This is a genomic window from Trinickia sp. HAY1-2D, from assembly GCF_056754935.1.
In genome coordinates this window covers 1,969,411-1,990,692 of the sequence record NZ_JBPGWX010000002.1, presented here as the reverse complement: position 1 = coordinate 1,990,692, position 21,282 = coordinate 1,969,411, and the positions used below count along the sequence as shown (strand labels likewise).

The following is a 21,282-nucleotide window of genomic DNA, read 5'->3' as shown; positions in this document are numbered from 1 at the left end:
ACAAGGCGGTTTCATTCAACTGCGATTGAAAAAAATTTGACTATGCGTATCCCACCTCTGAAGGCCATCCTCGCCTTCGAAAGCGTCGCTCGCACGGGCAGCGTGAATCGCGCCGCCGAAGAGCTCGGATTGACCGCGTCGGCCGTCAGCCATCAGATCGGCAACCTCGAATCGATCATCGGCCGCGACCTGTTCGTCAGGTCAGGGCGAGGCCTGGTATTGACCCCTACGGGCAAACGCTATCTGTCCGACGTCACCGGCTCGCTCGCCGATTTGAGCCGCGCCACGGAACGGGCATCGAACGTCAAGGGGGTCGAGATATTACGCGTGCATTCGAGCCCCAGCTTCGGGCTGATGTGGCTGCTGCCCCGCCTAGCATCGTTCCAGGAAGCCAACGGCGATATTCAGCTCAATCTCGCGTGCTCGTATGAGAACGTCTCGTTCTCGAACGGCTACTACGATGTCGACATCCGGCATGGTTACGGCAATTGGACCAACCTCGAAATCAAGACATTGCGCGGGGAATTCATCGCGCCGCTGGCGTCGCCCCGATATCTCGAACAGCATCCGGTCTCCACGCCGGACGATCTTTTGAAGTGCAGACTGATCTATTCCGAAACGCCGCTCGTGCAATGGAATCAATGGTTCGGGAGAACCGGCGTTTCAGCGGCGCACAAGACTTTCGACTTTTCGTATGACCGTTCGTACATGTCTCTCGAGACCGCCGCGATGGGTCTCGGCATCGCGCTCGAATCGCTGATGCTTGCGTCGGTGCGAATCAGGGAAGGCGCACTCGTGCCGGTATTCGACGATAGCTTCGCCGTCGAGGTCGGCGCGCATCATCTCGTCTATCCCGCGCAGAATGCGGATCTGCCGCGCGTCGAACGGTTCCTGACGTGGATGGAAGCCGAGCGTACCGCCGATCGCGGCACGCGCCGCACGTCCCCGTAACAGCGCGTACTGTCCCCTTCGTGCTGCCCACGCGATGACGATCCATCATGACGTATGACGCTTGACGCGGCGCACCATCGCCCCGCCTGAATATTTCTCAATCGATGTTGAGCGATACCGCGTTGATGCGAGCGGCGCCAGCCCCGACACTCGAGCCACTAACCAATCGGAGACAAACGATGTTGCTCGAGAACAAGATCGTCATGGTGACCGGCGCGGCCTCTCCGCGCGGCATCGGCAAAGCCACTGCGCGCGTGCTCGCGGCGCAAGGGGCACATATCGTCATACTGGATCTGCGCGAGGAAGATGCCAAATCCGCGGCGCGCGAACTCGGTGACGGACATCTCGGCCTGGCATGCGATGTGACGGACAAGGCGGCGTGCGTATCGGCCGCGCGTGCGACGCTCGAACATTACGGCCGGATCGACGGGCTCGTGAACAACGCGGGCATCACGCAGCCGGTACGCACGCTCGATATCTCGTCCGAGAACTTCGACGCAATCGTGGACGTCAATCTGCGCGGCACGCTCTACATGTCGCAGGCCGTGATCCCCGCAATGAAGGAACAAGGCGGCGGCAGCATCGTCTGCATGTCGTCCGTGTCCGCGCAACGCGGCGGCGGCATCTTTGGCGGCCCTCACTACAGCGCAGCCAAAGCGGGCGTGCTCGGTCTCGCCAAAGCGATGGCCCGCGAATTTGGTGGGGACCGCATTCGCGTCAATTCGATCACGCCGGGCCTCATACAAACCGACATAACAGGCGACAAGCTCACGCCCGACATGCGCGCGGAAATCATCAAGGGCATTCCGTTGGGCCGGCTCGGCGACGCTGCGGATGTCGCCAATGCGTGCCTTTTTCTGATCAGCGACCTGTCGAGCTACTTGACCGGCATCACGCTCGATGTGAACGGCGGCATGCTGATTCACTGAGCCAAGCCTATATCGAACCGCCGACATCCGGATGAACCGGAGCCATGGCAGGAGACAGAACATGAGAATGAAGTACACCGACGCGTCCGTCACGGACGGCATAGCGCCGCGTTACGACGCGCGAGATTTCGAAGCGAAGACCTACGCGAAAGTGGGTCGTCGCCTGATACCGTTCCTGATGCTGTGTTATCTCGGCGCGTACCTGGATCGCGTCAATGTAGGGTTCGCCAAACTGCAGATGCTCAACGAGCTCCGCTTCAGCGAAACGATCTACGGCATGGGCGCGGGGATCTTCTTCCTCGGATACTTTCTATTCGAGGTGCCGAGCAATCTGATCCTTCACCGCGTCGGTGCCCGCAAATGGCTCGCGCGCATCATGCTGACCTGGGCGGTCATTTCCGCGAGCTTCGTCTTCGTTAAGTCGCCCGCGGCGTTCTACGGGCTCCGGTTCCTGCTCGGCGTTGCAGAAGCGGGGTTCGCACCCGGCGTCATTCTCTATATGACGTACTGGTTCCCCTCCGAGCGGCGGGCGAAGGCACTGTCGTTGTTCTTCATGGCGATCCCGCTGGCCGGCATTCTCGGCGGCCCGATTTCGGGCTGGATCCTGCATTCGTTGCAGGGCTCGCTTGCGATGTCCGGCTGGAAATGGCTGTTCCTGCTCGAGGCACTGCCGTCGCTCGTGCTCGGGATCGCGATCCTCTTCTATCTCGACGATGGTATCCAGCAAGCGAAGTGGCTGACCGACACGGAAAAGGCCGTGCTCGCTCGCAACGTATCGAGCGATAACGCGCAAAAAGTCGCCCACCTCTCGATCCGTGCATTCGTTCGCGATCGCCGCTTGTGGCTCATGGCCGCGATCTACTTCTGCGTCGTGCTCGGTCAGTACGGGCTCACGTTCTGGCTGCCGACCATCATTCGTAAAGCCGGCGTGGCCGATCCGCTGTGGGTGGGACTCTTCACCGCGGTCCCTTACCTTTGCGCGATCGTCGCGTTGCCGTTGATCGGCGCCAGCGCGGACCGTTTCAGAGAACGCCGCTTTCACCTCGCCGTCCCAATGCTGATCGCGGCGGCCGGCTTCGCGTCGCTGCCGCTGCTCGGCAGTGTGGGCGCGTCGATCGTCTGCCTGTGCGTTGCATCCGCGGGCATTCTCGCGGCGTCGTCCCAATTCTGGTCGTTGCCCACCGCGATGCTGGGCGGCGTATCCGCCGCCGCGGGGATTGCCGCGGTCAACTGCTTTGCCAATCTCGCGGGCTTCTTTTCGCCTGCGATCGTAGGCTGGCTCAACGATTTGACAGGCAAGTCCACGGCTGGTCTCGTTTTCATTTCGCTGGCCGTGACGCTCGGCGCCTTGCTGGTTTTCCTCGTGCCCCGATCCGTCAATCGCTGAGCCATCTTGTCATTTCATCGGCTGATCACAGGAGAGAACATGAGCAGTCAAATTACACCGGAGGCCGTGCCGCTCGCGGAACGCGCCTGGCGGATCCGCAGAAATGCGCTGTTGATGGGCGAGGTCCAAGGTCAAGGCTACATCGGCCAGGCACTGGATATCGCCGATGTCCTCGCAGTCGCCTACTTCGGCGCGATGCGCTACCGCGCCGACGATCCCGATTGGGAAGGACGAGACCGCTTCCTGCTCTCCAACGGGCACTATGCGATCGCGCTCTACGCTGCGCTTTTCGAAGCCGGCATCTTGCCCGCTCATGAGCTCGAGAGCTACGGAAGCGACGACAGCCGCCTGCCGATGTCGGGAATGGCGAGCTATACACCCGGCATGGAAATGTCGGGCGGCTCGCTCGGACAAGGCCTGACGATTGCGGTCGGACGCTGCCTCGGGTTGAAGCGCAAGGGTTCGGATGCCGTCGTCTATACGCTTTTCTCGGATGGCGAACTCGATGAAGGCGCGATCTGGGAAGGCATCATGTCCGCCGCGCATTGGAAGCTCGACAACCTGATCGCGATCGTCGACGTCAACAACCAGCAGGCAGACGGCCCGTCCACGCAGATCATGGCATTCGAGCCGCTCGTCGACAAACTCGAGGCGTTCGGTTGGTACGTGCAACGAATCGACGGTAACGACATCGACGCCGTGAAGCGCGCATTCGACAATGCCCGCGCGCATGCCGAACCGCAACCGCGCATCATCGTCTGCGATACGCGCATGGGGTGCGGCGTGCCGTTTCTCGAGCAACGGGAGAAGAACCATTTCATTCGCGTCGACGAGCATGAGTGGAAGCTCGCGCTTCAGGCACTCGACGCAGGGAGAAAAGCATGAACACCGTGGCAGACAAGCCGCGTCTGAAGACGTCGGCGATGATTGCGTCCATCGCGGGCGAGGGACAGGTGACGCGCTCGGCGCCGTTCGGGCATGCGCTCGTCGAACTGGCGCGCGACAAGGCGAATGTGATCGGTATGACGGCCGATCTCGGCAAATACACCGATCTGCACCTCTTCGCCAAGGCGTTTCCCGAGCGCTATTACCAAATTGGGATGGCGGAACAGTTGCTGATGGGGGCGGCCGCGGGGTTCGCGCACGAAGGCGCACAGCCGTTCGTGACGACGTATGCCGTCTTCGCGACGCGCCGCGCCTACGACTTCATCCATCAGACGATCGCCGAGGACAACCTCGATGTGAAGCTGGTCTGCGCCCTGCCGGGTTTGACCACGGGCTACGGTCCGAGTCATCAGGCGGCCGAAGATCTCGCGCTCATGCGCGCGATGCCCAATATGACGGTCATCGATCCTTGCGACGCGTTGGATATCGAGCAAATGGTGCCCGCGATCGCCGCGCATAAGGGGCCTGTCTATGCGCGTCTGCTACGAGGCAACGTGCCGGCCGTGCTCGACGAATACGGTTACCGGTTCGAGCTCGGCAAGGCGAAAATGCTCCGCGACGGCAACGATGTGCTGCTGATCGCCTCCGGCATTCTGACGATGCGCTCGCTCGAGGTCGCTCGCGCACTCGAGAAGGACAACATCGGTGCCGCCGTGCTGCATGTGCCGACCATCAAGCCGCTCGACACCGAGACCATCGTGCGGGAAGCCCGGCGCAGTGGACGCATGGTTGTCGTGGCTGAGAACCATACCGTCGTCGGTGGACTTGGGGAAGCGGTGGCGGCGGAACTGATGCGAGCCGGCGTATCGTGCCCATTCCGGCAGATCGCGCTTCCGGACGCGTTCCTCGATGCCGGGGCGCTGCCAACGCTGCATGACCGCTACGGGATATCGACGAACGTCATGGTTGAACGCATCAAGGGTTGGTTGAAATGATGTAAGCCCATACCGTGTTCAGACACCGCTCCGGCTTCGCGGCAATGCGGCCCGAACACGGTTCGAAAGCACCTTCATCGGCTGCTGCCGATAAATGCAGCGACTGCTCCTGTCAGCGCGATGCCAGTCAATTCCTCCGGGGACGCCAGTTGCGCGGCGACGATCTCACGGTTATCGAGCCGCAGCGCGGGTAGGCGATCGAGGTGCAGTTCAAAAAAATGCACGTGGTCTATTCGCCCGTCCCACGTACCGCGGACGGTGCCCGCGGGCGACAATGCGTCCACCGAGAGGCCCAGCTCCTCCTGCATTTCGCGCCGCGCCGCCGCGTCGGGCGCCTCGCCTGGGTCGAGACTGCCGCCGGGAAAGCCCCACTCGGCCCGGTACGATGGCTTCACGAGCAGGAGCGCCCTGCCGACGTAGACCGCTACGAGCGCCCCCTCGTGATGAGGCCGTCGAACGTGCCACCAGATACGAGCCAGCCGGAATCCGAGGCGAAGCACCACGCGCCAGACAGCATCGACGACCCGGGTCGATCGCGTTCGCTCGAGGCTCGGCATCAGGTTTCTCTTTTTTCCATTGGTCGATCACTCTCACGGGACGGCTGGCGAATGATGAATGATATGTGGAGCCGGATAGCGGTTGCAATTCAAGCGTTCACATAGTCGCGACAAATGCTTCGCCGGCCGAAAGCCGATTGACGCCTTCTTGAAGCGGCTGACCGTCTCGGCCGGCAAGCGTGGATAGCAACACGACACCACCGTGTGCGGATACCGTGGCATCTTCGCGGCCCATATTCAACGCGATCAAGAGCCGCTCATCGCCGAGGCACCGTTCGTAAGTCAGCACGTCGCCCTGTGCAGCCACGTTCGCTATCGTGCCCCGCACGAGCGCGGCGTGGCTGCGTCGCAACTCGAGCAGGCGACGATAGAGCGACAACAGGCTCGACGCGTCGCCCTCTTGCGCTCGAACACTCGTCGTCGTGCCGACCGGCAACCAGGGCCGACCGGTCGTAAAGCCGCCGTTCGGCAGCGAACCGTCCCACTGCATCGGCGTACGCTCCGGATCTCGCCCCTGCCCGATTCCGGGTTGCCGCAGCTCCGCCGGATCACGAATCGCATCGGCCGGAATACGACCGTCGGTCATGCCGATTTCATCACCGTAATACAGTGTCGGGGTGCCGCGCAGTGTCAGCAGCAACACGGCCGCCACGCGCGCCTGCTCCGCACCGATGCGCGATGCGATACGGGGATTGTCGTGGTTGCCGAGCACCCAGTTCGGCCAGGCATGTTCGGGCAACGCGCTGTTGTAATTCCGTATCGAGCGGGCGATATCACCCGCGCGCCACGCCGCGTTGAGCAACTGAAAGTTGAACGGCATATCGGCACCGTCGCCGTTCGGCCCGTAATACGTCATCAGTTGAGCAATGGGCAGATAGATTTCGCCAATCAACACCTTCTGGCCATATTCGCTGAGCGTGGCACGCATCGAGCGCACGATGTCGTGCACTTCCGGCTGATCCTCGGTGTAAGTCTGCAATAGCCGGTGATGTTCGGGCTCACCGGGCCGGTAGCCGGGGTTCGGCGGATTGTCGCGAAACTGGGCGTCCTTGATCAGCAACCAAAGTACATCGACACGGAAACCGTCCACGCCGCGATCGAGCCAGAAACGCAGCACGTCGTCCATGGCGCGGCGCACTTCCGGATTGCGCCAATTCAGATCGGGCTGCTCGCGCAAAAACGCGTGATAGTAGTACTGTCCTGTCGATTCGTCCCACTCCCACGCCGAGCCGCCCATTCTGCTCAACCAGTTGTTTGGCGGCCCTCCGTCGGGTGCCGGATCGCGCCAAAGGTACCAGCCGCGCTTCGGATTATCGCGCGACGAGCGGCTCAGCACGAACCAGGGATGCTGGTTCGAGGTGTGATTCGGCACGAAGTCGAGCAGGACCTCGAGACCGAGACGATGGGCGTGGTCCACCAATTGCTGGAACTCGGCAAGCGTGCCGAACATGGGGTCGATATCGCAGTAATTGGCGACGTCGTAACCGAAGTCGGCCATAGGAGACGGATAGATAGGCGAAATCCACACAGCATCGGCCCCGAGCGCGGTGATATATCCCAAGCGCGCGGCGATGCCCGGCAGATCGCCTATGCCGTCGCCGTTGCTGTCTTGAAACGAGCGCGGATAAATCTGGTAAATGACACCACGTTGCCACCATTTCAGCTCCGACATAGCCGTTCCTCTCAACGATTCATCGTTTCGACGCCCCGCATGTTCAACGACCTCTGGTATAAAAATGCCATCATCTATTGCCTTTCGGTAGGCCGGTTCCTCGACGCCAATGGCGACGGCATCGGCGACTTCCAGGGTCTCATGCGGCGGCTCGATTACCTGCAGGGGCTGGGCGTGACGACGATCTGGCTGATGCCGTTTCAGCCGTCGCCGGGACGCGATAACGGGTACGACATCACGGACTATTACAACGTCGATCCGAAATACGGCACGCTCGGCGACTTCTCCGAATTCACGCATGCATGCGACGAGCGGGGCTTGCGCGTCATCATCGATCTAGTGGTGAACCACACGTCCGACCAGCATCCCTGGTTCCAGTCAGCACGTAGCGATCCCGGTTCGCGCTATCGCGACTGGTACGTGTGGTCCGACAAGAAGCCCCCCAATGCGAAAGGCGGCGTGGTGTTCCCCGGCGTGCAAAAATCGACGTGGAGTTTCGACAAGCAGGCGAAGCGCTGGTATTTCCACCGCTTCTACGATTTTCAACCGGACCTGAATACGTCCAATCCCTGGGTTCACGCCGAGCTGCTGAAAATCATGGGCTTCTGGGTTCAGCTTGGCGTATCGGGCTTTCGGATGGATGCCGTGCCGTTCGTGATTGCCGAGAAGGGTGCCGCGGTGCGCGAACATATCGAGCAATACGGGATGTTGCGCGCCTTTCGAGAATTTTTGCAATGGCGCGAGGGCAACGCAATCATTCTCGCGGAGGCGAATGTCCTGCCCGACACGGATTTCCAGTATTTCGGCGATGCGGGCGAGCGCTTGCCCATGATGTTCAATTTTCAACTGAACCAGAATACGTTTTACACCCTTGCGACGGGCGACACCAAACCGCTCAAGAAGGCACTTATCGCAACGAAGCCGCGCCCCGCGAGTGCGCAATGGGGCGTATTCCTGCGCAATCACGACGAGCTCGACCTGGGCCGGCTGCCACCTGAAATGCGCGATGCGGTGTTCGCCGCATTCGGCCCGGAACCGGACATGCAGTTGTACCAGCGCGGCATTCGCCGCCGGCTCGCGCCGATGCTGTCGGGCGATAGGCGCCGGCTCGAACTCGCCTACAGTCTGATGCTGACTTTGCCGGGCACACCGGTGATCCGTTACGGCGACGAGATCGGCATGGGCGACGACCTGAGCCGGCCCGAGCGCGAAAGCATGCGTACGCCGATGCAATGGTCGGTCGAGCCCCAAGGCGGCTTCACGAAACATCCTAAGCCGCCTGTGCCGGTCATTTCAGGCGGACCTTATGGTTTCGAGCGCATCAATGTGGCGCAGCAGCGCCGCGACCCCGAGTCGTTTCTGAACTGGACGGAACGGATGATCCGCATGCGCCGCGAAATGCCCGAAATCGGCTGGGGCGATTTCGAGGTGCTGCGCACATCGCGAAACGATGTGCTTGCGCTGCGCTATGACTGGCGCAACAACTCGGTCCTATGCCTGCATAACTTCACCGCCGAGGCGTGCACCGTGAGATTTCGCTCCGGCTGCGACCGGCCCGACGACGACCGGCTGATCAACCTTCTGTCCGATGACCACAGCCAGGCGGGCGACGACGGCCGACATGCGGTCGTGCTCGAGCCTTACGGGTACCGGTGGTACCGGGTCGGCGGACTCGATTACCTGCTCAGGCGTACCGAGGTCTAGCGGCGCTCGAGTGTCGCTCGCGAGGAAAATGCAAAGCAGAAATCGTTGGTTGGACCTCATGTAGCCGCTCGTTAGACTCGACTCATCTTGTCATAACGAGTCGGAACGCAGATGAACACGCATGTACTCGAATACGACATTGTCGTGGTTGGCGGCGGCACAGCCGGCCCGATGGCTGCCGTCAAGGCGAAGGAGCGTGACCCCAGCCTGAAGGTCCTGCTACTCGAAAAAGCCAACGTCAAACGCAGCGGCGCCATTTCGATGGGGATGGACGGCTTGAACAATGCCGTCATCCCGGGCCACGCGACACCCGAACAATATACGCGCGAGATCACGATCGCAAACGACGGCATCGTCGATCAGTCGGCCGTCTATGCGTACGCCAAACACAGCTTCAAGACGATCGAAGAACTAGACCGTTGGGGCGTCAAATTCGAAAAGGACGGCAACGGCGATTACGCGGTCAAGAAAGTGCATCACATGGGCTCTTACGTGCTGCCGATGCCGGAAGGTCATGACATCAAGAAGATGCTGTATCGGCAGCTAAAACGCGCTCGCGTCGCGATCACGAACCGCATCGTCGCCACGCGCCTTTTGACGGACGTGCATGGCAACGTCAGTGGCGTTCTGGGCTTCGATTGCCGGACGGCCGATTTCTACGTCGTTCGCGCGAAGGCCGTAATCCTGTCATGCGGCGCGGCGGGACGACTGGGCCTGCCCGCTTCCGGCTATCTGATGGGCACCTACGAGAACCCGACCAACGCGGGCGACGGCTACGCCATGGCGTATCACGCGGGCGCTGCGCTCGCGAACCTCGAATGTTTTCAGATCAATCCGCTGATCAAGGACTACAACGGCCCCGCTTGCGCCTACGTGACGGGGCCGCTCGGCGGCTATACGGCGAACGGCAAGGGCGAAAGGTTCATCGAATGCGACTACTGGAGCGGACAGATGATGTGGGAGTTCTACCAGGAACTCCAAAGCGGCAATGGTCCCGTGTTTCTCAAACTCGACCATCTCGCCGAAGAAACGATCCAGACCATCGAAAAGATTCTGCACACCAACGAACGCCCGAGCCGCGGGCGCTTTCATACGGGGCGCCGAACCGACTATCGGCATCAGCTGGTCGAGATGCACATCTCCGAGATCGGCTTTTGCAGCGGACACAGCGCCTCGGGCGTGTATGTCAACGAACGGGCCGAAACCACGGTTGGCGGCCTTTATGCCGCGGGTGACATGGCCGCCGTGCCGCACAACTACATGCTCGGCGCCTTCACGTACGGCTGGTTCGCGGGGCAGAATGCGGCGGCCTTCGTCGCGGACCGCGAGCATGCCCCGCTCGATCAGCAGCAGATCGATGCCGAGCGCGCACGCGTGTTTGCACCGCTCGAACGCGAACACGGGCTTGCGCCGGCGCAGGTCGAATACAAGCTGCGCCGCATGGTCAACGATTATCTGCAGCCGCCGAAGGTCACCCGCAAGATGGAAATCGGCCTGCAACGCTTCGAGGAAATCGCCGCGGACATCGCGTCGATCAAGGCCACGCATCCGCATGAACTGATGCGCGCGGCCGAAGTGCGCGCGATCCGAGATTGCGCGGAAATGGCCGCGCGCGCGTCGCTGTTTCGCACGGAAAGTCGCTGGGGACTCTATCACCATCGTGTCGACTACCCGCTGCGTGACGACGCGCATTGGTTCTGCCATACACATCTGCGCAAGGACACGCAGGGCCGCATGGTCAGCGAGAAGCGCGCCGTCGAACCCTATATCGTCCCGCTCGACGAGCGGGACATCGGTTCATACCGCAACCTTCGCATCCATGCGGATGAGAAGAGCCAACGGACACATACGGGCGCGTTGGCCGACGCCAGTGCCTGACCGGAGAAAAGTCCCATGTCGTACATCCCGCATGACATCCTTCACCGAAGCACGGCGCCCGTCACGATCGATGAAAGCAAATGCATCGCCGACAAGGGCTGCACAGTCTGCGTCGATGTCTGCCCGCTCGATTTGCTCGCGATAGACGTCAGCAAGGGCAAGGCATATATGCAATTCGACGAATGCTGGTACTGCATGCCGTGCGAACAGGACTGCCCGACCGGCGCGGTCAAGGTCGATATCCCGTACCTGCTGCGCTAGCGAGCCATGAAGAGTCCACTGTCGATCGAGTTCAATGCCGATGCGTTGACGCTGCATTGGAACGGCGGACCGGCACAACAGATTTCGGCGCATGCGCTGCGGATGCAGTGCCCATGCGCCGAGTGCCGACGACTTCGCCTACGCGGAGCAACGCCTGTCGTGCCGCGCGATATCGCCGTTCTGGAGATTCGGTCGGCCGGTTACGGCATGCAGTTGGTATTCAGCGACAATCATGCGCGGGGTATCTTTCCATGGGCCTACGTGGCCGCGTTGTCCCGCTTCGCTCTCAGTTCGATGTGACGTGGGCAAGCTGCGATCACACGCTGCGGCCCCGCGCCTGATTTCACTACCAACCGGATGGAGGAGGCAGGCAATCTCCCAAAACCCTCGTACAAATTGCGTTGGGGTGCAGGCTCTTTAGCTTTTCCCAATCCCTGGTGAGCGTTTCCAGGTTGGAAAGGCCAATCTCCGAATTAACAATTTCGGTCATCATCTCGGGCGTCAATACACCGCGCGTCTGCTGCCCCGTTTCCGATTTGTAGAAATCGGTCAGTGCCTGCAATCCCGCGGCGCCATGGTGGTTCACGATCTCAGAGATCTGATACGGTGTATGGCCCCATCCCTCGAGCGCCTCAGCATGGCTGCGCAGCGCATCCAGCGCCTCGATGCCATGCATGTGAGCAATTACGACGAGCTTTGCGGGCCTGTACGGTAGCGGCCCGTCATCGTTCGCGCGTCTCGCCAGTTCAACCATCAATCGCTCTTTGTGTTCATCGGGCCAGCGCTGCAACTCATTGCTGTACACCCCGACTCCCTTAAGTGCCGCCGCGCCGCAGTTTTTCGCGATCGTGAGCCACTGTTCATGCGTGAATGCGTCGAAATCGAGGTCGCCCGATGCCAGCACGGTTAACGTCGCAAATGCGTCGTTTGGACGCATTTTGATAATGTCGGCAACGTCATCCGTGGAAAATCCATCCGAAACCAAGTCGGACATCATGTCGCTCACGCTTTGCCCAGGGTGGCGGAGTCCGGCTCGCTCCGATTCGAGAGTCGCGATAATCTTGCGCATCTTGCCCTCGCTGACTGACGGCGCCGCGCGATCGGTCGTTCCAAACGATGCGGTCCGAGGCCTATCGGATTCTCCCCGCGGCTGCAAGCCGTCTGTCAGCGGAGATTGCGCGCGAACGACGGGATCGATAGGTCGAGGCGCTTTGCCTCCACCGTCCGCGCCGCCCGGATCCGGCAAACCTCCCGAACCGGCCGGCGTGCTGTCACTGACACCCCTCATCACAAGCCCCTTCCATACAAATATGACGATAACGCGACTATAGGAAATGTCGTGACGACGATCGCAATGCACTGCGAAGCAATCCCCTCCAATGCGCAACGATTGCTTGCCAGGAACCCGCATGTACGCCCTTAGTGCGCAAGCGATTCGCCTTCCACAATGTCCTGTGCACCCGCGCTCGAACACGTCGCCTGCTTGAGCAGCAGGGCCACACAGGCCAGCGCGCCTGCCACGGCAACGATCGCAAATATGCCCGGCAGACTGACCTGCCGCCGCGCCAACTCCGCGACCAGGAACGATCCCGCGATGCCGCCGAAGCGCCCGACGCCAAGCATCCACGCGACACCCGTGCCGCGTCCGGCCGTCGGATAGAACGCAGCCGCGAGAGCGGGCATCGACGCCTGGGCCGTATTCATCAGCACGCCGGCAATGAACACCGCGCACGTCAACAGGCCAATATTGCCGACTGCCAGGCCGATCGCACACACGCTGATCGCAGTGAATGCATAAGCGGCGGCGACGACACGATTGGCATCGAAGCGGTCCATCAGCATGCCGCACAGCACCGTACCCAAGCCGCCGAGCGGAAACAGCGCGGATACGAGCGCAGCGCGCTGCGGGCTCAGTCCCGCTTCCTTGAGCAGAACCGGCATCCAGTTGATCAGTCCGTAGAAGATGACGAGCCCCATGAAGTAGCACAGCCACAACATCACAGTGCCGAGAATGAATGAACGCGACAGAACGATGCGAATGCCGCCGCGTCCCGCTGCCCGGCTGAACGATTCATGCATGACGAAAGCATCGGCAAAGCGCGCGTGCGCACTGATGCGCGCCATCGCGTTGCGAATCTTCTCGACCCGTTGCTGGCGCACCCCCATGTAACGGATCGACTCCGGCAACCTGAACGCAAGCACGATGACGAGCAGCAACGGCACTGCACCGCCGAGCAGCAGAACGCTGCGCCAGCCGAACTGCGGAATCATCCACGCAGCGAGAAATCCACCCACGGCGGCGCCTACGGGGAATCCGCAGAACATCAGGTTGACAATTGTCGCGCGCCGGCCGTCAGGGCAGTATTCGCTCATCAGCGTGACGGCGTTCGGCATCGCGGCACCGAGTCCGACGCCTGTGACGAAACGCAGCGTCGTCAGTGCGGTCAAATTCTGCGCGTACGCCGAAGCGAAACATGCCGCGCCGAATAGCAGTACGGACAACGTGAGCACGAGGCGCCGTCCGCACCTGTCCGACACGGGCCCCGAAAGCAAAGCGCCGCAAGCGAGCCCGAACAACGCGGCACTCAGCACAGGGCCAAGCGCCGCCTTGCCGATATGCCACTCCGACAACAACGAAGGGGCGATAAAACCGATCGCGGCCGTATCGAAGCCATCCATCAGCACGACGACGAAGCACATTGCAAATACGAGCCACTGAAATAGGGAGAAAGGGTGCTCGTTGATGAGCGTTTGTATATCGACAGTCCGGGTCTCTTGCATTGCATCCTCACTGATGGGATTGAATTGCCGGCGTTGCCATGTCAGCGCGTGCTGTTCGGCTCGATGCGATCCGCTAACCCTCATGGCGGTTGGTCGCATGCGCATCGCTGCTCGCGAGCGCTTTCAGATCGAATGCGGGATCGCGTACCGCCTCCGGCGTGACGCGCGCGCCGCTCGCGAGAAGCTTTCGCGCGAACATATGGTGTTGCGGCCGGTTGATGCTATCGACGGCGATCAACGTGTCATCGCGAAAGTAGAACAGCGAGAAACGTCGTTCTTCGACGGAACCGAGCATCGCGTAGTCGGTGAAGCCCGTGTTCACGCCGGCCATCTGCAGCTTCAGGTCGTATTGATCGGACCAAAACCAGGGCAGCGCGCGATACGGCTGCGGCCGCCCGACAATCGTTGCCGCCGCCGTTTTCGCCATGTCGTTTGCGTTCTGCACGGATTCGATTCGGCATGGGCGCGCCCCAGGCGGCGCCCAATGAGGAACGTACGAAGCGCAATCGCCCGCGGCGACGATCGACGGGTCGCTGGTACGAGCGCACGCGTCCACCATGACGCCGTCCGCCACGCTCAGTCCGCAGTCGGCGGCGAGCTCCGCATTTGGAACCACGCCGATACCGACCACTACGAGGTCGCAACCGAGCCGCTGCCGGTCATCGAGTTCAACCGATATGCCCTCACGCGTCTCATGCAGCGCCACCACCTTGCGTCCGAACTCGAATGCGACGCCCTGCTCCGTGTGAGCCCGCAGCATGAAGGCCGACAACCACGGCGACGCGACGCGTGCAAGCAGACGCGGCTGCGTTTCCACCACCGTCACGTCGAGCCCTTGCTGACGCAGTGCCGCCGCCGCTTCGAGACCGATATAGCCGCCTCCGATCACGACCGCGCGCTGCGTCGCGCGCACAGCCTGCGCAAGACGCCTTGCGTCGCGCAGATCGCGCAAGTAATGGACGGCGTCAAGTGTCGCGCCGGGACAGTCGAGCTTGCGCACACGCGCGCCCGTCGTCAGCGCAAGGTGCCGGTACGCAATGCGCGACCCGTCGTGCAGTTCGATCTCTCGACGCGCGCGGTCGATCTCCGTGGCGCGCATCGACGGCATCCATTCGATATTCGCTTCATCGAAAAACGCCTGCGAACGCAGCGGTAAACGCTGCTCCGCAAAGCTGCCCATTAAAAATCCCTTCGATAACGGCGGACGTTGGTAAGGCGCGTCAGGCTCGTCGCCGAGCAGCACGATACGGCCGTCAAAGCCGAGTTCGCGCGCCGACGCGGCGAGCTGCACGCCCGCATACGACGCCCCAATCACCACAAGCGTGCTGTTCATGATGTCACCCTTGCCGCGGCGGAATACGGACGACAAGTCCTTCCATCGCGGCCGTGACGACGAGCTGGCAGCTCAGGCGGCTTTCGGGACGCCGCTCTCCGGCGACGCCATCGAGCAATGCCAGTTCGGAATCATCGGGCAACGGCAAAGCCGCCGTCGACGCGGCATCGATATAAACGTGACATGTTGCGCACGAGAGGCAGCCGCCGCACTCCGCGTCGATGCCGCGCACGTTGCCGTGAATCGCGGCCTCCATCACGCTCGTGCCGGCGGGTACGTCGATCTCGCGGCGATCACCGTCGCGCAGAATATAGGTGACGATAGGCATGACATTTCTCCTCGATGGGAACGCCATCAGAACGTTTCGAAATACTCGCGGTGTTCCCACTCGGTGACTTCCAGATTGAAGCGGTTGATCTCCGCCTCCTTCAGCTTGCAGAAGTAATCGATGAATGCGCTGCCGAATCCTTCGCGCAGCGATTCGTCGGCACGCAGCGCGGCGATCGCATCGCTCAACGTGCGCGGCAACGAATCGGCCTGCGTTTCGTAAGGGGTGTCCGCAGATGCGGGCAGTTCGAGCTTGCGTCCAAGTCCGTCCAGTCCCGAGAGCACCTGCGAGCCGAAGTACAGATATGGATTCGCGGCCGGTTCGCCGACGCGGTTCTCGATGCGCGTCGCAGGATCGTTTTGTCCGCCCAGCACGCGCAGCATTACGCCGCGGTTATCGCAACCCCAGTTCGCGCGATCGGGCGCATTCGAATACGGCCGATAGCGGCGATATCCGTTGATGGTCGGCGTCGACAGTGCGGCGGCCCCTTGCGCGTGCGCGAGCAGGCCTGCGAGATACCGCTGCCCGACTATCGAGAGCGGCGCGTCCGCATTCGCCGGCATGAACGCGTTGCCGCCGTCCGCGCTATGCACGAGAGACTGATGCAGATGCCATCCACTCGACACGACATTCGGGATGCGCGGGCGGCACATGAACGTCGCGTGATAACCGTTACGCTGACAGATCTGCTTGACCGCGCTGCGAAACAGGATCATGTCGTCGGCACTTTTCATGCCCCGGCTCGGCGCGAACGTGAACTCGAACTGACTCGGGCCGTATTCGACTTCGAGCGAGCGCACGGGCAACTCGAGCCCGTCGATGCCGCGCCTGAGCATTTCCATCACGTGATCGACGGCGTCGTAGCGCAGTTCCGTCAGATACTGATAACCATGCGACAGCAGCTCGACATCGGGCGGAATGCCTGGTTGCCCCGAATGCTCGGGCCTCATGTTCGCATCGGTGACCTTGAAGACATGAAACTCGACTTCGAGACCGGACACGAATTCGAACCCTTGATTGCCGAGCTGTTCCAGCGCATGACGAAACAGATGACGCGTGGCGAACGGCACCGGTCTGCCGTTCGGGAAATAGACATCGCAGAGCACCCATCCGGTATGCGGTGCCCACGGCAGAATCCGGAAGGTTTCCGGATCGGCGACCATCAACGTATCGCACGCACCTTGCATTTCAGGCATGTCGAAGCCGCCGCCAGCGGTGAAAACGGGAAACACCGTGCGGTGCGAAGTATCTTTGGCGAGCAGCGTGCTAGTCAGCGTGACACCGCTCTTGAATGCGCTGATCGCCTCGTCGACGACGAGCGTCTTGCCGCGCAGCAGTCCATGCTGATCGGGAAACGAGAAGCGGACCACTTGCACGTCGCTTTTTTTCAGCCGGTCGAGCAGTTCGGCGTATGCGGCATGCTGCGCATCCGTCCACAAACCGTGGTTTTCAATGAAAGACATCGTGCTTCACGCGGCAGTTGAATGGCCGCGCCCTCCATCGTGATTGAGCGGACCGTCCTCAAGCTTTCGGCGCGGGCCACGGTGCGGCATCGCGGCGTTTCGCGTCGGATGCCTTCCAGTAGTCGTCCCAGCCATCGGCAGGGCCAATACCGTCGATCGATGCGGGTCCCGTCAGGTGGGCCGCCTCCTGTTCGTCGATCATCATCAGCGTCTTTTCGCCGGCGCGCGTCTTCTCGATCGCGTCGACGAGCAGACGCCGGTAGGCGATGATCCCCTTGTCGGTCGTGCCCAGATGCTCACGCGTGCGGTCTTGGATCGGCCCCTGCGATTCGACGGCCCACTGGTCGTGGACATTGATGTCGAAGCCCATGCCCGTGTAGGTCTGGGTCTGTTGCTCGTCGATGTCGAAGCCGTAGTGATTGCGTTTGTTCTTGCGCGATGTGTAATCGGGCAGCTCGTACAGCTCGAGCCGTTGCGCGCGCATCTGTGCCTTGTCGGTCGGCGCGCCGAAGCTCGTGAAGATCGCGTACCAGTAACAGTTCTCGTCGTCCACGGGCACATGCCATTGCGTGATCGTCATCTCCGCGCTCATTGGAATCACGAACGCCTGCGGAAACACGACATTGGTCACGCGAACGTGCGTGCGCGTGTCGTCGAGCGGACGCTTCGCGATCAGCCGAAGCCCATAGTCAGCCGGACTGACGAGAATCTCGGGCGACTCGTATTCGCGCAGCACCTTCGTGATCGGCAAGTCCGAATCCGCCGACGCGCCGCGAAACTGCTTGCCGTAGCTGTCGCTCACGTCCTCGTCTTCGAAGAAACGATGCAGGAACGATGCGTGGGCGGGATCGATGCCCACTTCGAGCGCTTGCAGCCAGTTGCATTCGAACAGCCCTTTGAAAGCGAACGTGTATTCGCCCGGCGCGGCGAAGCAATCGAAGTTCGGGAACGCCGGCGGTTCGCCGGTGCCGATGTAGGCGAACAGGATGCCGCTGCGCTCGACCACCGGATACGCGCTTTGGCGCACTTTCTTGCAGAGCGTGCTGCCAATGGGTTCGCCGGGGGTCGACAGACAGCTTCCGTTGACGTCGAAGAGCCAGCCGTGAAACGCGCAGCGCAGACCGCCCGCCTCCAGGCGCCCCGCCGCCAAATCCGCGCCGCGATGCGGGCAGTCGCGATCTAGCATGCCGTAGCGGCCCTGCTCGTCCTTGAAGACGACGAAATCCTGACCCATCAGCCGCACTGCGCGGACCGGGCGCTGCGCGGGCAACTCCTCCACGAGCGCCACCGGTTGCCAGTAGTTGCGCAGAAGCTGGCCGGCTGGCGTGCCTTTGCCGACGCGCGTGATCGTGTCGTTTTGCTGGGAACTCATCATGGCGTGTCTCCGATTGACATGAATTCATGAGGCTGATGTATGCATACAGCACCTCACTTCTTGATGCCGAATCGTAGACTAGAGAATCCATTTTCGCAATCATTGCATACATCTATGCCTTGGTCGGAGGTGGTTTTTCTGTGCAATCGCCGGCCGAAGCTCTACTCAACCAGTTGATTTTTATCTAAAATCTATGTGCGCATAGGATTTTCACCTACATGTCTCGCAAGCACTCTTACTTGAGCCTTCCTTCATCCTGCATACATTGAAGAACATTGAACAAGAAAGCGCCATTTTTTTGATCCCGCTTTCGTCTAACTTGCTCTAAAATCAGTGGCACATGCCTGCCCCTGGGCATCGCCCGGCGGGCCTAGGAGAACGAAATGGAATCTCAGCAAGAACGTGTGTTGGTGTATCTGCGCGACCTGATCCTCAAGGGCGAATTCGCCCCCGGCGAGCGCCTCGGGGAAGTCGCGCTCGCCGAGCGTCTTCAGGCATCGCGCACGCCCGTCCGGCTCGCGCTGACCACGCTCGAGCAGGAAGGCCTCGTCGAACCGTCTCCGGCGGGCGGCTATGTGATGCGGCGCATCACTGCTGCCGAAATCGCAGATGCCATTGCGGTACGCGGGCATCTCGAAGGCATGGCTGCGCGCCTCGTGGCCGAACACGGCGTACCGCGCCAGTTGTCGAATGCGCTGAACGAATGCCTGCGCGCGGGTGACCGGCTGCTCGCGAAGCCCGAGCTCGACCTCGACGACTACGCCACGTACACGGACATGAACAACCGGTTTCACAAGCTGGTCGTCGAAGGCTCGGGCAACGCAGCGCTGATCCGCGCGATCGAAATGAACAACCGTCTACCGTTCGCCGCGGCAAGCGCGATGCTGCCCATGCAATCGGCCATCGACGAAGGCCGACAATGGCTTTTCATGGCGCATCAGCAGCATCACGGCCTCGTGCAAGCGATGGAGCGCGGCGAAGGCACACGCGCGCAGTTGTTGGCCACGGAGCACGTGCAAATCGCGCAACGAAATCTGACCTATGCGCTCGAACGCCCGGAGGTTTATCTGAAACTCGCACCTGCGTTGCAGCTCGTCGCGGAGGCGGTTTTATAAGCGTCCGTCCGGCCAATGCCGGTAGCCTCCACCAAAGCGGCAGTGCAATCGTCAGCATCGACGCGACGGCACCGAGGTCCACCACACGCCAACCGGCCAGGTCGCTGACGCGGCCCTCTCCGAGCGGCAATGGAAAGGCCCGGCAAAAGCGTACGCAGGAGACAAATAGGTTTAGCATGGGCCCTCGTGTGTTCTCGCCCTGCGGCAACCTGAGGTTCATCATGCAACGAACAGTCGAATATCGCGGATTCGAGGTTCACATTGATCTCGTTTCCACATCGACGGATATGTTCGATGTCTGGTTTCGCATCAAAGCACCCATCAATCCTCCGGGTGTGGCAGCGCTCGGCGAGCGCATCAAGATCCGGGGTGGTCCGTTTTCCCGACGCTGGGCCTACCTCGTTGCGGAGATCGCAGGGCAGGCCGCTATCGATGTAATCCTCGGGCCCGCCGAATAGGTGAACACTTCAGGACGACCTACGCTGCGGTCTTGACTGGCGTCAACGCAGCCCCGGCCACGTCATGCCCCGCAATTGCCAGCGCTAGCGGCGGATTCAGACTGTCGACCATCGAACTCGGAATAAGGATCGTCGCACCGCGTTCCTTGGTCGTTTCATAGATGATATTCATCGCCCGCAATTGAAGCGCTCCCGGATGGTTTTCGTAGACTTGCGCCGCTTCGACGAACTTCGCGGCAATCTCGGCTTCCGCGGAACCCGGAATCACGCGCGCCTGCTTTTCGCGTTCGGCCTGCGCTTGCCGCGACATAGCATCCGAAGCCTTCGGCTCGGCGCAAGGCGAGCGTTTTCCGCTCTTTTCACGGCACGACGCTCATAAGATAATAGGATTCCACGCGAAAGGCGGCTTTTGCCTCGTCGTAACGTCGACGCACACGTGCGCCACAGCGGCTCAAGGGGTCGTCAATGCCAGATATTAAGGATCGAAACGCGAACCAGTTGCTGGCGGTGCTACCCGAGGCGGAGTGGGCGCGCCTTGCCCCCCACCTCGTTGACGTGGATATGCCGCTCGGGCAGGTCATCTACGAGTCGGGCGGGCAGCTCGAACACGTCTACTTTCCGACCACGTCGATCGTCTCGCTGCTATACGTGATGGAAGACGGCGCGTCTGCCGAAATCGCGATCGTGGGCAAGGAGGGAATCGTCGGTATCGCGATCTTCATGGGTGGAGAAACCACCCCGAGCCGCGCGATCGTTCAAAGTGCCGGCCACGCATATCGGCTCAGTGCGCGAATTCTGAAAGACGAATTCAGCCGCGGTGGGCCCGTGCAGCGCTTGTTACTTCGCTACACGCAGGCACTTATCACGCAGATGGCACAGACCGCGGTCTGCAACCGGCATCACTCGATCGATCAGCAATTGTGTCGGTGGCTGCTGCTGAGCATCGATCGCCTGTCGTCGAACGAGTTGAAGATGACACAGGAACTCATCGCCAACATGCTTGGCGTGCGCAGATCGGGGGTCACCGAAGCCGCATTGAAACTGCAGAGCGCCGGATTGATCCGCTACAGTCATGGGCACATCGAGGTGCTTGACCGGCCAGGGCTCGAGCGGCATGTCTGCGAATGCTACGCCGTGGTGAAGCGTGAATTCGATCGTCTACTGCCCGATTTGAAGGCGCTGTGACTGTAGCCATGTGCGACGATGAATC

The 21,282-nt window shown here is 61.3% G+C and carries 20 protein-coding genes and 1 pseudogene; 12 read left to right on the top strand and 9 right to left on the bottom strand.

Going from position 1 to position 21,282, the window contains the following annotated elements:
• The first annotated feature begins 42 nt into the window (after window positions 1-42).
• From ACR9ZC_RS16435 to ACR9ZC_RS16415, 5 genes are all read left to right on the top strand, one after another.
• Entirely contained in the window at window positions 43-951 is a 909-nt protein-coding gene (locus ACR9ZC_RS16435) for a LysR substrate-binding domain-containing protein (RefSeq protein ID WP_481581110.1), read from the top strand.
• Window positions 952-1,130: 179 nt separating this feature from the next.
• Window positions 1,131-1,880: an SDR family NAD(P)-dependent oxidoreductase gene (locus tag ACR9ZC_RS16430; RefSeq protein WP_481581109.1), complete on the top strand. Its 750-nt coding sequence runs from the start codon at window positions 1,131-1,133 to the stop codon at window positions 1,878-1,880.
• A gap of 61 nt (window positions 1,881-1,941) precedes the next feature.
• Entirely contained in the window at window positions 1,942-3,267 is a 1,326-nt protein-coding gene (locus ACR9ZC_RS16425; RefSeq protein ID WP_481581108.1) for an MFS transporter, read from the top strand.
• Window positions 3,268-3,306: 39 nt separating this feature from the next.
• Entirely contained in the window at window positions 3,307-4,152 is an 846-nt protein-coding gene (locus ACR9ZC_RS16420; RefSeq protein ID WP_481581107.1) for a transketolase, read from the top strand.
• On the top strand, window positions 4,149-5,147 hold the full coding sequence (locus ACR9ZC_RS16415; RefSeq protein ID WP_481581106.1) for a transketolase family protein: 999 nt from the start codon (window positions 4,149-4,151) through the stop codon (window positions 5,145-5,147). The genes ACR9ZC_RS16420 and ACR9ZC_RS16415 overlap by 4 nt, the downstream gene beginning before the upstream one ends.
• Before the next feature lie 74 nt (window positions 5,148-5,221).
• On the opposite strand, the gene ACR9ZC_RS16410 is transcribed toward ACR9ZC_RS16415, so the two are convergent.
• Complete coding sequence (locus tag ACR9ZC_RS16410; protein WP_481581105.1) at window positions 5,222-5,704, bottom strand: NUDIX domain-containing protein; 483 nt, start codon at window positions 5,702-5,704, stop codon at window positions 5,222-5,224.
• Window positions 5,705-5,801: 97 nt separating this feature from the next.
• Entirely contained in the window at window positions 5,802-7,376 is a 1,575-nt protein-coding gene (locus ACR9ZC_RS16405; protein ID WP_481581104.1) for an alpha-amylase family glycosyl hydrolase, read from the bottom strand.
• Window positions 7,377-7,415: 39 nt separating this feature from the next.
• Here ACR9ZC_RS16405 and ACR9ZC_RS16400 point away from each other — a divergent pair, with 39 nt between their 5' ends.
• The 4 genes from ACR9ZC_RS16400 (at window position 7,416) to ACR9ZC_RS16385 (ending at window position 11,519) form a co-directional block, all read left to right on the top strand.
• The gene (locus ACR9ZC_RS16400; protein ID WP_481581103.1) at window positions 7,416-9,080 is read left to right on the top strand and encodes an alpha-amylase family protein; all 1,665 of its coding nucleotides are present in this window, start codon (window positions 7,416-7,418) and stop codon (window positions 9,078-9,080) included.
• Window positions 9,081-9,191: 111 nt separating this feature from the next.
• Window positions 9,192-10,958, top strand: coding sequence for a fumarate reductase/succinate dehydrogenase flavoprotein subunit (locus ACR9ZC_RS16395; RefSeq protein ID WP_481581102.1), 1,767 nt, complete (start codon window positions 9,192-9,194; stop codon window positions 10,956-10,958).
• Between the two features lie 15 nt (window positions 10,959-10,973).
• On the top strand, window positions 10,974-11,219 hold the full coding sequence (locus tag ACR9ZC_RS16390) for a 4Fe-4S dicluster domain-containing protein (protein ID WP_331572109.1): 246 nt from the start codon (window positions 10,974-10,976) through the stop codon (window positions 11,217-11,219).
• 6 nt (window positions 11,220-11,225) lie between these two features.
• Window positions 11,226-11,519 (top strand): DUF971 domain-containing protein, encoded by a 294-nt coding sequence (locus tag ACR9ZC_RS16385; RefSeq protein ID WP_481581101.1) that lies wholly within the window; start codon window positions 11,226-11,228, stop codon window positions 11,517-11,519.
• 46 nt (window positions 11,520-11,565) lie between these two features.
• On the opposite strand, the gene ACR9ZC_RS16380 is transcribed toward ACR9ZC_RS16385, so the two are convergent.
• From ACR9ZC_RS16380 to ACR9ZC_RS16355, 6 genes are all read right to left on the bottom strand, one after another.
• Complete coding sequence (locus tag ACR9ZC_RS16380) at window positions 11,566-12,288, bottom strand: hypothetical protein (RefSeq protein ID WP_481581100.1); 723 nt, start codon at window positions 12,286-12,288, stop codon at window positions 11,566-11,568.
• Between the two features lie 350 nt (window positions 12,289-12,638).
• A complete protein-coding gene (locus ACR9ZC_RS16375; protein ID WP_481581099.1) occupies window positions 12,639-14,000 on the bottom strand; it encodes an MFS transporter in 1,362 nt (453 codons plus the stop codon).
• A gap of 73 nt (window positions 14,001-14,073) precedes the next feature.
• A complete protein-coding gene (locus tag ACR9ZC_RS16370; protein WP_481581098.1) occupies window positions 14,074-15,333 on the bottom strand; it encodes an NAD(P)/FAD-dependent oxidoreductase in 1,260 nt (419 codons plus the stop codon).
• Window positions 15,334-15,337: 4 nt separating this feature from the next.
• Complete coding sequence (locus tag ACR9ZC_RS16365) at window positions 15,338-15,661, bottom strand: 2Fe-2S iron-sulfur cluster-binding protein (protein ID WP_481581097.1); 324 nt, start codon at window positions 15,659-15,661, stop codon at window positions 15,338-15,340.
• A 26-nt stretch (window positions 15,662-15,687) separates the two neighbouring features.
• Window positions 15,688-17,124: a glutamine synthetase family protein gene (locus ACR9ZC_RS16360; protein WP_481581096.1), complete on the bottom strand. Its 1,437-nt coding sequence runs from the start codon at window positions 17,122-17,124 to the stop codon at window positions 15,688-15,690.
• Between the two features lie 58 nt (window positions 17,125-17,182).
• Entirely contained in the window at window positions 17,183-18,499 is a 1,317-nt protein-coding gene (locus ACR9ZC_RS16355; RefSeq protein WP_481581095.1) for a Rieske 2Fe-2S domain-containing protein, read from the bottom strand.
• Between the two features lie 383 nt (window positions 18,500-18,882).
• On the opposite strand from ACR9ZC_RS16355, the gene ACR9ZC_RS16350 reads away from it, so the two are divergent.
• Window positions 18,883-19,614: a GntR family transcriptional regulator gene (locus ACR9ZC_RS16350; protein ID WP_481581094.1), complete on the top strand. Its 732-nt coding sequence runs from the start codon at window positions 18,883-18,885 to the stop codon at window positions 19,612-19,614.
• Between the two features lie 221 nt (window positions 19,615-19,835).
• Complete coding sequence (locus tag ACR9ZC_RS16345; protein ID WP_481581093.1) at window positions 19,836-20,072, top strand: hypothetical protein; 237 nt, start codon at window positions 19,836-19,838, stop codon at window positions 20,070-20,072.
• 19 nt (window positions 20,073-20,091) lie between these two features.
• On the opposite strand, the pseudogene ACR9ZC_RS16340 reads toward ACR9ZC_RS16345, so the two are convergent.
• A pseudogene (locus ACR9ZC_RS16340) lies at window positions 20,092-20,388 on the bottom strand (SPFH domain-containing protein); the annotation flags it as partial.
• Between the two features lie 149 nt (window positions 20,389-20,537).
• Here ACR9ZC_RS16340 and ACR9ZC_RS16335 point away from each other — a divergent pair.
• A complete protein-coding gene (locus tag ACR9ZC_RS16335; RefSeq protein ID WP_173260452.1) occupies window positions 20,538-21,257 on the top strand; it encodes a Crp/Fnr family transcriptional regulator in 720 nt (239 codons plus the stop codon).
• Window positions 21,258-21,282: the final 25 nt, after the last annotated feature.